Consider the following 13742-nt stretch of genomic DNA (forward strand, 5'->3'; position numbering starts at 1 on the left):
TGCCCCACGTTCTGGGGAGTCGCGGCCCGCGACGACGACAACCCGCGACCGACGTGGAACGCGCCCACGCCCGTACCGGGTTCCCCGGCGTCGCTGGCCTGCCCCGTCACCCGAGCGGCCCGCCCCGGGTCGCCGCGCCTTCCCTTCGGCGCCCCGGGGCGGGCTCCCGCGGCCATCGCCGCGACCGTGCCGCCCTCACGCCCGTGGCGTCAGCAGGTCCTCGTAGCCGACGGTCCGGTAGAACTCCCGGCGGATGCGGTCGCCGATCCGGAACACCTCCTCGGCGCCGTCCTGGGCCGGGTCGACGTAGACCCGGAACGGGCGTTGACCCGCTGGCAGCTCCACCACCCGGGCGATCTGCCGGGCCACCTCGGTCGGGTCGGCGTCCGGCGGGGTCAGCGCCGCCAGCCGCGCGAGCAGGTCGTCCATCACCCCCGCATAGACCTCCTCGTACTCCTTGACCACCGCCGCATCGTCGGGGCGCCCGGCATGCGCGAAGTGGTTGGTGCCGGTGGTGAAGGCGCCGGGCACGATGATCGAGGTGTCGATGCCGAAGCGGGACACCTCGGCGGCGACGCTCACCGCCAGCGCGTCCTCGGCGGCCTTCGCCGCGAAGTACGGTCCCAGGTAGGGCGGGGTGCCGCCCCGGGAGCTGCTGGAGCCCACCCAGACCAGCAGCCCTTCGCGCTGCCGGCGCAGGTGTGGCAGTGCCGCCCGGTTCACCCGCTGGGTGGAGAGCACGTTGGTGTCGTAGATGCTGGCGACCTGCTCTGGGGTGAACGCCTCCACCGGGCCCAGGGTCATGTGCCCCGCGTTGTGCACGACGACATCGAGCCGGCCGGTCTCGGCAACGATCCGGTCGATCGCGGCGTCGACCGAGACCTGGTCCGAGACGTCCATCTCGATGGCCTGCGCGCGGACGCCGTGGTCGCGCGCGTGCTCGGCGAGGTCGGCCGCGGCCCGTGCGTTGCGGCCGGCGATGTCGCGCATTCCGGCGTAGACGGTGTGGCCGGCCTCGGCCAGGGCCCGGGCGGTCATGGCGCCGAAACCGCTGGAGGCGCCGGTGATCACAACGGTCCTGGTCATGCGACACCGCCGTTGGCGTACACCGTCTGGCCGTTGATCCACCGCGCCGGCCCGGCGAGGAAGGCGACGGTCTCGGCGATGTCCTCCGGCCGTCCCAGCCGCTCCAGCGGCGGCAGGGTCGCGAGGTGATCGATCGTCTGCTGGTCCTTGCCCTCCAGGAAGAGCGGGGTGGCGGTGGGCCCCGGTGCCACGGCGTTGACGGTGATGTCGCGGCCACGCAGTTCCTTCGCCAGGATCAACGTCATCGCGTCCACCGCGCCCTTGGTGGCCGCGTACGCGGTGTAGCTGGGCAGTGCCAGCTTCACGACGGTGGACGAAAAGTTGATCAGTGCGCCGCCCGGCCGCAGCCGCCGGGCCGCCTCCTGGCTGAGCACGAAGGTGCCACGCACATTGGTGCGGTGCATCCGGTCGAAGTCGGCCAGGTCCAGCTCGACGAGGGGGGAGAGCAGCATGATCCCGGCGGTGTTGACCACGACGTCGACGCCGCCGAAGTGCCGCTCGGTCTCGTCGAACAGCTGCCGCACCTGGTCGGGATCGGCGATGTCGGCCGAGGCTACGGTAGCCGAGCCACCACGCTCAGTGATGGCCTTGACCGCCTCGTCGGCGCGGCCGGCGTTGCCCGCGTAGTGCACGACCACGCTCATGTCGTCGGCCGCCAGCCGCTCCGCGACGGCACGACCGATCCCGCCGGACCCTCCGGTGACGACTGCAACGCGTGAGTGCGTGCCAGTCATTTGGTACCTCCTCGAATGTCGGTGACACCGGCATCGCGTCCTGTGGTGATGCCGGTACCGCCGACGTACCCGGGCCGCCGGGGCGCGAAGATCCCGTTGTTGCGCGATCAGCGCCACCGATTGCGCAAGGTCAGCAAGCTCAGTGCCCCAGATCGGCGAGCTCAGTGCCCCAGATCGGCGAGCTCAGCGCCGCAACTGCGCCGGCGGGACGCCGTACTCGGCCCGGAAGGCGCGGGCGAACTGACCGGGGCTGCGGTATCCGCACCGCAGCGCGATCCGGGCCACGCTCTCCGGGGTGTTCCGCAACAGCTCCACCGCCGTCTCCAGCCGCATCCGCCGGAGGTAGCGGTGCGGGGTGAGCCCGGTCGCCAGCGCGAACGCCCGGATGAAGTGGAACTTGCTGATCCGGGCCACCCGGGCCAGGTCGTCGACGGTGAGGTTCTCGCCCAGGTTCGCCCGCATGTGGTCGGCTACCCGCCGTACCTCCGCGTCGCCCAGCGGCACGGCCGGACGGCCGGCCGGCCGGCGCAGCGGCTGTCCGGCCCGGTGGGCGAGGTGCGCGGCCAGGGCGAGGGCCAGGGAGTCGGCGTACAGGGCGGGTGCGGCGGAGGTCAGGGCCTGGCCGAGGGTGCGCGCTGCCGCGGTGACGTACGGGTCGTGCAGGCTCAACGCGTCCGGAAAGGCCACGGCGCCCGCCGCGGCCGGGTCCAGATGCAGGTGCAGCGACTCCATCGGCTCGGCGGTGGCGCTGTGCCACCGGAGCACGCTGGCGTTGCCCGGAGCGGTCACGCCGACCGATCCGGGCCGGTAGGAGGCCCCACGCCAGGCGGCCCCGCGCCGACTCTCGATGCGGTACCGCCCGCTGGCGACCAGCACGACCAGCAGGCTCTCCGAACCGTGGGCGAACGGACCGGTCTCGACCGGGTCGGCATAGGCCAGGGCCCGGACCATGCGCCACCCGAGCGCGTCACTGGCCCGCATCAGCCGCGCCGGCAGCTCACCGGTGACGGAGACGTCGGCACCGGGTCCAGGGCGGCCGGAACTGGTCATGCTCCCCATGATCCGGCGCGCGGGCCGGAACGCCAAGCGGCAACCGCCCAGCGGACGGGAGCCGGAGGGGGATCAGTCGGGCCGGGACATGACGATCAGCCCCAGGCACATCTCGTCGCTGGTGCCCTCGCCCCAGACGACGTACCGGGGCGGCAGGTTGCGCAACTGGGGGACGCGCTTACGGAGAGTGACGTCATGGGTGCAGGTGACCCGGTAGACGTCGCCGGGTTCGACCGCGACCGGCTGCGGCAGCGGCCGGTTGGCCTGCTCGTCGAAGTCGTACGCCGGAATGTCGAGCAGGGTCCGCGCCTCCGGCGTGCCGGGGTTGAGTTCGACCTTGATCGCGCTGCCGAGCAGGTGCATGTGGCCGGCGGCCGCGTGCACCAGACCCGCCGCGGTGACCGGATGGTCGCAGTGCTGGATGTTGCCGGGGACCGGGGCACGACCCCGGTTGCAGTACGCGTTGAGCTGCTCCGCCTCCTCACCGGCCTCGGCACCGAACCGGCGCCGCACGTCCCGCACCGCGGCCCCGCGGTCGCAGAGCTCGCCGCGCTCGTCGGCCGCGCAGGGTAGCTCGACCGGGGCCGGCAGCAGCTCGGTGACCAGTGGCTCCACCGCGCCGGAGCCGTCGACCAGGCGCAACCGGATCCCGGACCGGTCGGTGTCGTCCACGCCGGCCCGGACGTCGATGAGGTTGTAGTGCACCTGCATCACGAGTTGGCTGCCCGGCGGCATCGGATAGCCGAGACCCGGCGAGAGCAGCGTCTCGTCCGCCCCCGGTGCCCAGTGCGCCACCCAGGAGGCGTCGCCGATCCCGGCGTTGCCGAAGCAGGTCCAGCCGTCACCCGGAGTCTCGGCGTCGAGCCTGCGGGCCGGGGCCGCGTCGGCCGGATCGAGCCGGAAGAAGATGGCATGGTGCACCATGCCGGCGTTCTGCGGCAGGAACTGGCTGCCGGTCAGGTACGCCTGCTCGGTCAACCCGGGGTCGACCAGGAAACAGCGGTATTCGTCGGTGCCGCCGTTCGGCGCCGACGGGCGGTAGGGCCGCGCCATCTCGAGGTGCACGAAGCGCTCGCCGGTGCGGAGCGGTGCCGCCGGCGGAATGTCGAGCCGGCCGTGCGCGCCGACGGAGGAACCCGCCGGCTCCGGCGGCGGCCCGCCGCCGGGATCGGCCCCGCAGGAGGTGACGAGGAGCGTGGCGGCCAGTGCGGCGGCCACGGTGACGAGCGGGCGGTGGTGGTGGTGGTGTCGGCGCACGTTCTGCATAACGTCGGGCACCCCTCCAGGATCCGGGTCGGGTGGCAACTCCTCCGGGGGACCCGGGGCGGGCGGCGTAACATACCGGCCCGTTGGTTGAACCTTTCTCGCTCGACAGCCGAACTACCAGGAGTATCGGCCGGACGAAGGGACTTCGCTGTGCGTCACAGGGCATTGTGCTGGTTCGCCACCCTGGTCACCGCCGCGGTCGCGGGTACGACCCTCGGTGCCGGAGCCGCGAGCGCCGACGCGACCCTGACACCGCAACAGGCCGTACAGGGTGAGGGGGCGAAACTGACCTTCCGGTTGACCGAGGACCGGGCACCGGCGTACACCACCCGGATCGAGTTGCAGATGCCGGAGTCGGCGCCGGTCGCCGAGACGTACCCGATGTCGGACCCGACCTGGGCGCCCCGGATGACGATGCGCAAGCTCGACGAGCCCCTCGGCGGGATCCACCACGGCGGGCAGGTCACCGAGGTGGTCTCGACCATCGTCTGGACCCGCGCCGCCGCGCCCGCGCCGGGCGGTGGTCCGGCCGAACTGGTCATCTCGCTCGGCCCGATGCCGCAGACCGACCAGATGACGTTCAACCTGGTGCAGACCTACTCCGACGGCCACGTGACGAACTGGAACCAGCCGCCCTCGGCCGAGGTGCCCCGGCCGCCCTTCCCGGCACCTGTGCTGACCCTGGTCGCGCCGCCCGCCGCCGCCGCCGACCCGGCCGGTCCGGGCGCGCCCGACGACGCCGCGGCGCCCGACGAGGAGACCGGCGACGGCTCCAACTCGCTCGCCATCGGCCTGGTCTTCGGCCTGCTCCTCGGGCTCGCCGTCGCCGCCTGGCTCTATCTGCGCCGCCCCCGCCCCGAGCCGGGCGAGACCGGCCCTGCCGGCGAGCGGTCCGGACCCGGCGGACAGCAGACCGCAGGATCCGACGGGCAGCCGGCGGCGGGACCGGAGACCGGCACGCCCGCCGAGACGACCGGCACGACGGCCCGGCCGACCGGCACGACGGCCGAAACGGAAACGACCGGCACGCAGGCGCCTCCCGGCGACCGCGCGGCGAGCGGGTGGCGGCTGCGGGAGTGATCCTCTGGACGGCCGCCGAGCGGTTGCCACGCTCGGCGGTCGCCGCTCACCCGGCGGAGTCCGACTCCTCGGACTCCGCGTCGGGCTGCGGGGTCTCGCCGCGCCGCAGTACCGCCTCGGGGGCGCAGAGCACGGTGACCCGGTAGCTGAGGCCGAGGTTGGAGAAGATCTGCCCGCGCAGGCCGAGGCAGAGCCCGACTCCCGGCAGCCCCTCCGGATGCTCGAAGAACTCGGCGACCGGCTCGGTGACGGTGCCGACCAGGCCCTGCGTACGCAGCGCGGTGCCGGCCACCTGGAGCAGTCCCACGCTGACCTGCACCTCGACGTCGTCGAGCCGGTCGAGGTCGTACCAGTGGGTGTCGGGGAGGAAGAGCTGCGACTCCACGTTCCGCTGCCGGTAGTCGGGCCCGAGCTGGCCGCTCTCGGCATCGGGGCGGTCGCCGATCCAGGCCATCCCCGCGTAGTCGCTGCGCAGCCGCCGCGCGTCGATGTAGAAATCGGTCACGACGGTGTCGAGGCGTGGCTGGGCGACGAGGTGCACATCTGCGTCGGTCACCCGGGGGACCCTAGCATCGCCGGCCCCGGCCGAGACCCCGACCACCCGCGCCGCCACCTGGGGGGTTTCCGCCCGTCACCGGCGGGCGTTTCCGCCGGGACCGGGGAGTTCGCCCCGCACGTTACCCTGGGGTCCCCGCTGGACGGGTCCGTCGCACTGGGACCAAAATGTGCGTGGACCGGGCGCCGGCGGTCGACCGCGGGAACGGATGCCACCGGTCGCCACGGTGAACGGTGCTGGACGCTGATCGGGGACGCACATGGGCAACATGGGGCAGATGCAGCGGGCGCACGCGCAGCAGGTGCACGCCCGGCAGCGCGCATCGACCACCCCCTACCAGCAGCACCAGCAGATGCTCTGGGAGGCCGAGCACGCCCGCCGGGCCGCCGAGCGGGCGGCGGAGGCGGACGAGCGCGAGCGCAGGCGCCTCTACGTCGAGGCGCGGACCGCCAGGGTCAAGGCGGCCAACGCCAACCTCCAGTCCCAGATGGACGAGCTCGACAACCTGCTCCGGACGACCCTCGCCATCGACGACCACATCGAACTCGGGCGACTCAAGCGGCAGCCCAGCCATCCCGAGTTCACACCGGGCGAGCTCGGGATGCCGCTGCGGGCACCGGACTGGCGGCGGTTCGCGCCGCCCGCACCGAACGCGCTCGGCAAGATGTTCGGTGGCGAGGCGCGTTACCAGCAGATGCTGGCCGAGGCGGAGCAGGCCTTCGAGAAGGCCAGGGCCAAGCACGCGGCCGGCGAGGCGGCCCGGCAGCAGCGGCTCGCCCAGGCCCGACGCAAGTACGACCAGCACTGCCGGCACCTCGACGCGGAGGTCGCCGACCACAATGCCGAGATCGACAAGTTCGGCGCGGAGTTGGCCGCCGCCGAGCCGAACGCCGTGGTGAAATACTTCGGCCTGGTCCTCGGCAACTCCGTCTATCCGGAGGACTTTCCGCAGCGCTACCGGCTCGCCTACGTGCCCGACTCCAAGCTGATCGTCGTGGAATACCTCCTCCCCACCGTCGCGGCCGTGCCGAAGATCCGGGAATACCGCTACGTCAAGGCCAGTGACGAGGTGCAGACGGTGGCCCGCACCGCGGAGGAGATCCACCACCGGTACACGGACGTGATCACCCAGGTCGCGCTCCGTACCGTGCACGAGCTCTTCGAGGCCGACCGTGGCCGGCTCGTGGAGACGATCGTCTTCAACGGCATCGTCGAGACCACCCATCCCGGCACCGGGCAGGCGGTCCGGCCCTGCCTGGTGACCCTGCGGACCAGCCGCGACGCCTTCACCGCGATCAACCTGGCCAAGGTCGACCCGGCGGCCTGCCTGCGCCACCTCCGCGCCACGATGTCACCGCGCCCGGAGGAGCTGGTCGAGGTACGCCCGGTGCTGGAGTTCGACGTGGTCGACCGGCGCTACGTCGACGAGGTGGACGTGCTGGCCGACCTCGACCACCGGCCCAACCTGCACAAGCTGACCCGGACCGAGTTCGAGGATCTGATCCGGATTCTCTTCGGCAAGCTCGGGCTGGAGATCAGGACGACCCGGGCGGCGCCGGACGGTGCCGTCGACTGCGTGGCGTTCGACCCCCGCCCGATCTTCGGCGGCAAGGTGGTGATCCAGGCCCGGCGGCACCGGACCACCATGGACGTCTCGGCGGTCCGGGACCTCTTCGGCACGGTGCTGGGCGAGGGGGCCACCAAGGGGATCCTTGTCACGACCAGCGGTTACGGCCCGGACTCCTTCGAGTTCGCCTCCGGCAAGCCGCTGGAGCTGATCGACGGCTCCAACCTGCTGCACCTGCTCGCCGAGCACGCCGAGATCCGCGCCCGGATCGACCCCAACGAACGCTGACGCCTCCACCGCGGGACGGCATCCGGTCGGTGCCGGCTGGTACAGGTCAGTGCGGGCTGGTGCCGTCGATGCCGGATGGGGCGTGGCGGCGGTCGTAGGCGGCACGGGCGGCGGCGATCGCCGGCCGGTGCCGTTCCGCCCACCTCGTCAGCACCACCAGCGACCCGTAGAGCTCCCGGGCCATCTCGGTGGCGACGTACTCCACCCGGGGCGGGACGGTGGGATAGGTGGTCCGGACCAGCAGGCCGTCGCGTTCGAGGTTGCGCAGGGTGAGGGTGAGCATCCGCCGGCTGATCCCCTCGACCGAGCGCTCCAGCTCGGTGAAGCGGATCGGACCCCGACTCGCCGCGATGATGATCCCGATGCTCCACTTACCGCCCACCCGGTCCAGGACGTCCCGGACGGTACAGGCGCGGAGGTGATCTGCGGCGCAGGACTCCTCCCCCGACTCCTCCCCCGCCCCGGCCGCCGCAACCGCTTCCGGTCCCGGGCCTGGAGCCGGAGCGGGGCCCGGAGCCGGGTTCCGCTCGATCATGGTGCGCCTCCTCGCCGTCCGGCGGCAATGGTCACATGCTGCGCAACCCGCCACAACACACGGACCCGTTGTTCCACTACCGGGCGTGGATCCGGAGAGGCCGGGTAACGGGGTCACCAGCACACCGAGGACGGAAACGGACGGAGGGGGCCGATGCCGACCCGGACGAACGGACCCGAAGCGGACCCGCCGGTCGTACTGACCGTCAACGCGGGTTCCTCCAGCCTGCGGCTCGACTACGTCCGGGAGGGCGAGGTCACCGACTCGCTGCGCCGGTCCGAGCCGCCCGGGTCGGCCGCCTCGGACCGGGCGGTACGCGACTTCGTCGCCGCGCACGACCAGCCGGACGCCGTCGGCCACCGGCTGGTGCACGGCGGTGACCTGGTACGCACCCCGACCGTGCTGGACGAGGCCCTGCGCCGCTCGCTCGACCGGCTGACCACGCTGGCCCCGCTGCACCTGCCGCCCGCCCTGCACCTGCTGGACCAGCTCCGGGCCGAGCTGGAGGTGCCGCAGGTGCTCTGCCCGGACACCGCCTTCCACGCGCACCTGCCGGTGGCCGCCGCCACCTATCCGCTGCCCGCACAGTGGCGCCGCCAGTGGGGGCTGCGCCGGTACGGCTTCCACGGCCTCTCCTACGCGTACGCGCTGCGGCGCGCCGCCGAGTTGCTCGGCCGGCCGGCCGACGGGCTGCACCTCCTGCTGGCCCACCTCGGCGGCGGCGCCTCGGTCTGTGCCGTCCGGGACGGGCGCAGCGTCGACACCTCGATGGGGTTCACCCCGCTGGACGGCATCCCGATGTCGAAGCGCTCCGGGGCGGTCGATCCCGGGATGCTGCTCTGGCTGCTCGAGGACGACCGGCTCAGCCTCGCCGAGCTGGCCGACGGCCTCAACCACCGGGCCGGGCTGCTCGGCCTCTCCGGCGGGCTCTCCGACGACACCCGCGACCTGGTCGCGGCCGCGCCGGACGACCCCACCGCCGCGCTGGCGCTCGCCGTCTACGCCCACCGGGTACGCCGGGAGCTGGCCGCCGCCGCGACCAGCCTGGACCGGCTGGACGCGCTGGTCTTCACCGGCGAGATCGGCTGGGACCAGCCCGAGGTGCGCCACGACGTCTGCGCCGGGCTCCGGCTGCTCGGCGTCGCGCCGCCGGAGGGCGGCAACGTGCCGGCCGACGCGGTGGTCTCACCGCCCGGCGTGGGCGTGCCGGTGCTGGTCGTCGAGCCCCGGGAGGACCTGGAGGTGGCCGCCGAGACCCTCGCCGCGCTCCGCCGCCCGTGAGAGCACGGGATGGCGGCGGACGGTGGTCAGTCGGCGCCGCGCCGCCAGGCGTGGCTGGTCTCGAAGCCGAGGAGCCGGCGCGCGGCCGAGGTGTCGAGCAGCGAGTCGAAGGCGCCCAGCGGCCTCCGCACCGCCGTGCCGGGGTGGAACCGGGCCAGCAGGTCGGTGGTTGGCACGTCCGCCGTGGTGTCCGGCGCGGCGATATTGAAGACGTGGTGGCCGGGCAGCTCCGAGGTGAGGGCGGCGTGCACGGCGCGGGCCGCGTCCCTGGTGTCGAGCCAGGCCCAGAGCTCGCGCCGGCTGCCGGCGACGTCCCGGTGCACCTCGGCGAGGCGGGAACTCAACCGGTCGCCGTCACCGACGAACGGGAAGCGCAGCAGGGTCGTCGGCATCCCCCAGCGCCGGGTGACGAACGCGCCGACCTGCTCGGTCACCGTCTTCGACAGCCCGTACGAGTCGATCACCACCGACGCCTGCTCCTCGTCGACCGGCACGTACGGCGGTGACAGGTCCCGCCCGGCCCAGGCGTAGCCGTACGCGGCGATGCTGGAGGCGGCGACGGCACGGCGTACCCCTGCCCGCCCGGCACCGTCCAGGACGAGGTAGGCGCCCTGGATGTTCTGGGCGAGCGTCTCGTCCTCCGGCACCTGGCCGGGTGCGGCGATCGCGGCGAGGTGCACGACGGCATCGACCGGCCGGCCGAACGGGCGCAGGCTCTCCTCGACGAACCCCCGGTCCCGGATGTCGCCGACCAGCACCAGTTCGGCCTTTGGGCTGCTGAACGGCGACCGGTCCACGGCGACGACCCGCTCCCCCGCCCCGGCCAGGTACGGCACGACGACCGAGCCGATCACCCCGGCCGCGCCGGTGACCAGCACGGCGGCACCGGCACCCGGCACCGGGTGCCGGGTCCCCTCCTGGGACATGTTCTCTCCCTACTTCCCCGGTCAGCCCTTGATCGCCCCGGTGAGACCGTTCACGAAATACCGCTGCGCGGCGAGGAACCCGATGACGACCGGGATGACCACGATCAGCGCACCGGCCATCAGCGAGTGGTACTGCACCACCTGCGACGACCTCAGCGCCTGCAACGCGATCGGCAGGGTGTAGTCGGCCGGGTCGTGCAGCGAGACCCGGGTCAGCAGGTACTCGTTCCAGGTCGGGATCGCGGTGAGCAGCGCGATGGTGACCAGGGCTGGTCGGGCCAGCGGCAGGTGGATCCGGAGGAAGATCCGCAGTTCCCCGGCGCCGTCGACCCGGGCCGAGTCGCGCAGCTCGGTCGGCACCGCCCGGAACGCGTTGGTCAGCAGCAGGACCGCGAACGGCGCGGTGCCGTTGACGAACGGCAGGACCAGGCCGAGATGGGTGCCGAGGATCCCGAGCCGGTTCTCCAGCAGGACGACCGGGAGCAGGGTGACGACGGCCGGCACGAAGAGCAGCGCGACGAAGAGCCGGTAGAGCGCGCGACGGCCGGGGAAGTGCAGCGCGGCGAAGGCGTACGAGGCCGCCGAGTAGATCACCAGCACGCCGAGGGTGGTGGCCACGGTCACCCGGAGGCTGTTGACGAAGTAGTCGAAGAAGTGCAGCCGGTTCCAGGTGTCGACCAGGGTGCCGAGGGTGGGTTCGCGCGGGATCAGATGGCCACCGGCGATCACCTCCCGCTGGGTCTTGAAGGCGGCCGACACCATCCAGAGGAAGGGGTAGAGGCTCACCACGGCGTACCCGGCGAGCAGCAGCCCGACGACCGTCCGGGCGACGACGGTCCGGTGCGACAAGCGGCGGGGCCGGCGGGCGGGCCGGGCCGGCGTGGCGGTGGCCCGGGTGGCGGCCGGCACGGTGTCGATCGCCATCACCGCTCCCGGGTGACGCGCAGGTGGACGAGGGCGACCACGACGGCGGCGACGAAGAGCATCCAGCCCAGGGCGCTGGCCAGCCCGAGGGTCGGGGCGAGTTCCGACTGGAAGGCGAGCCGGTAGGTCTGCAGGCCGAGCACGTTGGTGTGGTCGCCGGGACCACCGTCGGTCATGATCAGGAAGATCTGGAAGCCCTGGAGCGCGTCGCGGAGGTTGAGCAGCAGGATCACCGCGGTGATCCCGCGCAGCAGCGGCCAGACGACGCGGAGGTTCACCCGCCACCAGCCCGCGCCGTCGATCTGGGCGGCCTCGGTCAGGGCCGGGTCGATCGTCTGCAACCCGGTCAGGTAGAGCAGCGTCGCGACCGGCACGGCGGACCAGACCATGATCACGATGAGCGTCGGCAGGGCGGTGTCGGGGTTGCCGAGCCAGCCCTGCGGCTGGGCGAGCGAGCCGAGGCCGAGCGCGCCGAGCAGGGTGTTGATCGCGCCGTTCGGTTCCAGCACGTACTGCCAGGCCAGGTAGACCGCGATCCCGGTGGTGATGTAGGGGACGAAGTAGACCGAGCGGAGCAGCCCGACGAACCGGCGGGCCCGGTTGAGCGCCAGGGCCAGCGGGAAGGAGACCGCGACGGTGAGCAGCGGTGCCGCGATCATGACCCAGACGGTGTTCAGCGCCGCCGCGCGTACCGGCGGGGCGAAGACCGGGCTGGCCCAGAGCAGGTCGGTGTAGTTGCGCAGGCCGACCCAGAGCCAGCTCGGGCTGAGCCCGTTCCACTGCACGAAGGAGAGTTGCAGGCCCCAGACGAGCGTGTAGACGCCCATCACGGCGAAGAGGACGATGGCCGGCGCGACGAAGGCGTACGCCCAGGCCACCTCCCGGCCGTGGTATCGCTGCCGGCGCCGGCGCCACCGGCCGGTGCGACCACGGGCCGTGGCCGCACCGAGCGTGGCGGGGACGTTCGTCATCTGCCGGCCCAGTACCCGTCGATGATCTTCTGGAGGCCGGCCGCGGCGGTCGGCACGTCGGCCTTGCGCAGCGGGGTGAGCTCCATCAGCGACCGGGCGACCACCGCGGCGTCGTACGAGGGCGGCTGGTGCGTGGTGTCACCCGGGTTGTACGCGTCGGCGCCGGAACCGAACGAGGAGATCATCGCGCCGAGCACCGGTCCGAGGGTGCCGGCCGGGTCGTCGCCGAGGTTGACCGGCGGGATGTCCAGGGCGTCCTTGGCGAACCGGGCGGCGACGTCGGGCTGCGCCAGGTGCTCCAGCCAGCTGACGGCTCCCTCCTTGTTCTTCGTGGTCGCCGAGACCGAGAGGCCGGTCAGCGCGAACGGCGCGAGGCTCAGCTCGGGCACCGCCCCGTCCCGGGGCGCCGGCACCGGGAAGGTCACGATGTTCGCCGGGTCCATCCCGTTCTGGGAGAGGAACGCCAGCGTGAAGGTGCCGCCGACGACGAACGAGGATCTGCCCTGCGCGAAGGCGAGGTCGGCGTCGTCGATGGTCAGCGTCTGGGTGCCGGGCATCCAGTAGGGCGTCACCTGGTGGTAGGTCTCCAGCACCGCCCGGCCGTTCGGCGAGGTCCAGTTCAGTGCCGGGTCGCGGGAGAAGAGCCCGGTGAAGCCGGCCCGGCCGAGCTTGCCGTACGCCATCGGCTGCATCAGCCACTCCATGCCGGTGGTCGGCGCCTGGAAGCCGATGCTCAGCCCGCCGTCCCGGGGGCGTGCCTTCTGCACCGCGCCCAGGACGCCGACGAAGTCCTCCCAGGTCTTCGGCGCCTCGGTGACGCCCGCCGCCGCCAGCCGCTCCTTGTTGGCGTAGACGATGCCGAAGGTCCCGATGGTCAGCGGCACGCTGAACCGCTGGTCGAGCTTGATCCCCGCGGTCTTGGCGCCCTTCTCCAGCGACTGCCTGTAGTAGCGCTCGGTGACGGTTCCCTCGACGGCGACGGCCGGCAGGTAGCGGTCGGTCCAGGTCGCCTCGTCGGCGAGGTCCTCGAGCAGACCGGCACCGCCGAAGGTGAAGTCGTCGCCGTTGGTATGCACCTCGAAGATGTCGGGGAGATTCCGGGTCTGCGCGGCGGCCTGGACCCGGGCGATGAAGGCGTCGTCCGGGGTGATCGCCTCGACGGTCACCCCGATGCCGGTTTTCTGCTTGAAACTCTCGGCGGCCTGCTGTAGCGCTGCCACATGGGACTGCTTGAAGGTCCACATCGTCAGGTTGTCGCCGCTCGACGAGTCGCCGCCCCCGCCCGGGCCGCAGGCGGTGACCGCGCCGGCGAGCGCGAGGATCGTGGCGAGTGCGAGGTGGGTGCGGGCTGATCGCCGTAGGTATCGGTTCACGCTGCGCCTCTTCCGTCCCTGGGGGGTGGGGCTTGCTGGTCGCGCCGACGAAACAAAACGTAAATCAATTTGATATATAGTGTCAACATCGACGGCCGACCCTGC

The 13742-nt window shown here is 72.6% G+C and carries 13 protein-coding genes; 3 read left to right on the forward strand and 10 right to left on the reverse strand.

Annotated elements, in window-relative coordinates; genetic code table 11:
* Nucleotides 1–195: 195 nt before the first annotated feature.
* The 4 genes from ACN27G_RS13985 to ACN27G_RS14000 form a co-directional block, all read right to left on the reverse strand.
* A complete protein-coding gene (locus ACN27G_RS13985; protein WP_421493247.1) occupies nucleotides 196–1086 on the reverse strand; it encodes an SDR family oxidoreductase in 891 nt (296 codons plus the stop codon).
* A complete protein-coding gene (locus ACN27G_RS13990; RefSeq protein WP_421493248.1) occupies nucleotides 1083–1820 on the reverse strand; it encodes an SDR family oxidoreductase in 738 nt (245 codons plus the stop codon). The genes ACN27G_RS13985 and ACN27G_RS13990 overlap by 4 nt, the downstream gene beginning before the upstream one ends.
* A gap of 183 nt (nucleotides 1821–2003) precedes the next feature.
* Nucleotides 2004–2870 carry a helix-turn-helix domain-containing protein gene (locus tag ACN27G_RS13995; protein ID WP_421493249.1) on the reverse strand — a complete coding sequence of 289 codons (867 nt, stop codon included), beginning with the start codon at nucleotides 2868–2870 and terminating at the stop codon, nucleotides 2004–2006.
* A 72-nt stretch (nucleotides 2871–2942) separates the two neighbouring features.
* Nucleotides 2943–4148, reverse strand: a complete 1206-nt coding sequence (locus tag ACN27G_RS14000; RefSeq protein WP_421493250.1) for a monooxygenase — start codon at nucleotides 4146–4148, stop codon at nucleotides 2943–2945.
* 138 nt (nucleotides 4149–4286) lie between these two features.
* Between ACN27G_RS14000 and ACN27G_RS14005 the strand changes: the two genes are divergently transcribed.
* Nucleotides 4287–5216 carry a YcnI family protein gene (locus ACN27G_RS14005; protein ID WP_421493251.1) on the forward strand — a complete coding sequence of 310 codons (930 nt, stop codon included), beginning with the start codon at nucleotides 4287–4289 and terminating at the stop codon, nucleotides 5214–5216.
* A gap of 46 nt (nucleotides 5217–5262) precedes the next feature.
* Here ACN27G_RS14005 and ACN27G_RS14010 read toward each other — a convergent pair whose 3' ends face one another.
* Complete coding sequence (locus ACN27G_RS14010) at nucleotides 5263–5772, reverse strand: hypothetical protein (protein ID WP_421493252.1); 510 nt, start codon at nucleotides 5770–5772, stop codon at nucleotides 5263–5265.
* A 277-nt stretch (nucleotides 5773–6049) separates the two neighbouring features.
* On the opposite strand from ACN27G_RS14010, the gene ACN27G_RS14015 reads away from it, so the two are divergent.
* A complete protein-coding gene (locus ACN27G_RS14015) occupies nucleotides 6050–7627 on the forward strand; it encodes a restriction endonuclease (RefSeq protein WP_421493253.1) in 1578 nt (525 codons plus the stop codon).
* 46 nt (nucleotides 7628–7673) lie between these two features.
* Here ACN27G_RS14015 and ACN27G_RS14020 read toward each other — a convergent pair whose 3' ends face one another.
* Nucleotides 7674–8162 (reverse strand): winged helix-turn-helix transcriptional regulator, encoded by a 489-nt coding sequence (locus ACN27G_RS14020; protein WP_421493254.1) that lies wholly within the window; start codon nucleotides 8160–8162, stop codon nucleotides 7674–7676.
* A 153-nt stretch (nucleotides 8163–8315) separates the two neighbouring features.
* Here ACN27G_RS14020 and ACN27G_RS14025 point away from each other — a divergent pair, with 153 nt between their 5' ends.
* Complete coding sequence (locus ACN27G_RS14025; protein ID WP_421493255.1) at nucleotides 8316–9443, forward strand: acetate kinase; 1128 nt, start codon at nucleotides 8316–8318, stop codon at nucleotides 9441–9443.
* Between the two features lie 26 nt (nucleotides 9444–9469).
* On the opposite strand, the gene ACN27G_RS14030 is transcribed toward ACN27G_RS14025, so the two are convergent.
* The 4 genes from ACN27G_RS14030 to ACN27G_RS14045 are packed head-to-tail and all read right to left on the reverse strand — an operon-like array spanning nucleotide 9470 to nucleotide 13637.
* Entirely contained in the window at nucleotides 9470–10369 is a 900-nt protein-coding gene (locus ACN27G_RS14030; RefSeq protein WP_421493256.1) for an NAD-dependent epimerase/dehydratase family protein, read from the reverse strand.
* Between the two features lie 21 nt (nucleotides 10370–10390).
* Complete coding sequence (locus ACN27G_RS14035; protein WP_421493257.1) at nucleotides 10391–11293, reverse strand: carbohydrate ABC transporter permease; 903 nt, start codon at nucleotides 11291–11293, stop codon at nucleotides 10391–10393.
* Nucleotides 11293–12264 (reverse strand): carbohydrate ABC transporter permease, encoded by a 972-nt coding sequence (locus ACN27G_RS14040; RefSeq protein WP_421493258.1) that lies wholly within the window; start codon nucleotides 12262–12264, stop codon nucleotides 11293–11295. Before ACN27G_RS14040 ends, ACN27G_RS14035 begins: the two co-directional genes overlap by 1 nt.
* Nucleotides 12261–13637, reverse strand: coding sequence for an ABC transporter substrate-binding protein (locus ACN27G_RS14045; protein ID WP_421493259.1), 1377 nt, complete (start codon nucleotides 13635–13637; stop codon nucleotides 12261–12263). Before ACN27G_RS14045 ends, ACN27G_RS14040 begins: the two co-directional genes overlap by 4 nt.
* Between the last annotated feature and the right edge of the window lie 105 nt (nucleotides 13638–13742).

This window comes from Plantactinospora sp. WMMB334 (assembly GCF_049179095.1).
Lineage (GTDB): Bacteria > Actinomycetota > Actinomycetes > Mycobacteriales > Micromonosporaceae > Plantactinospora.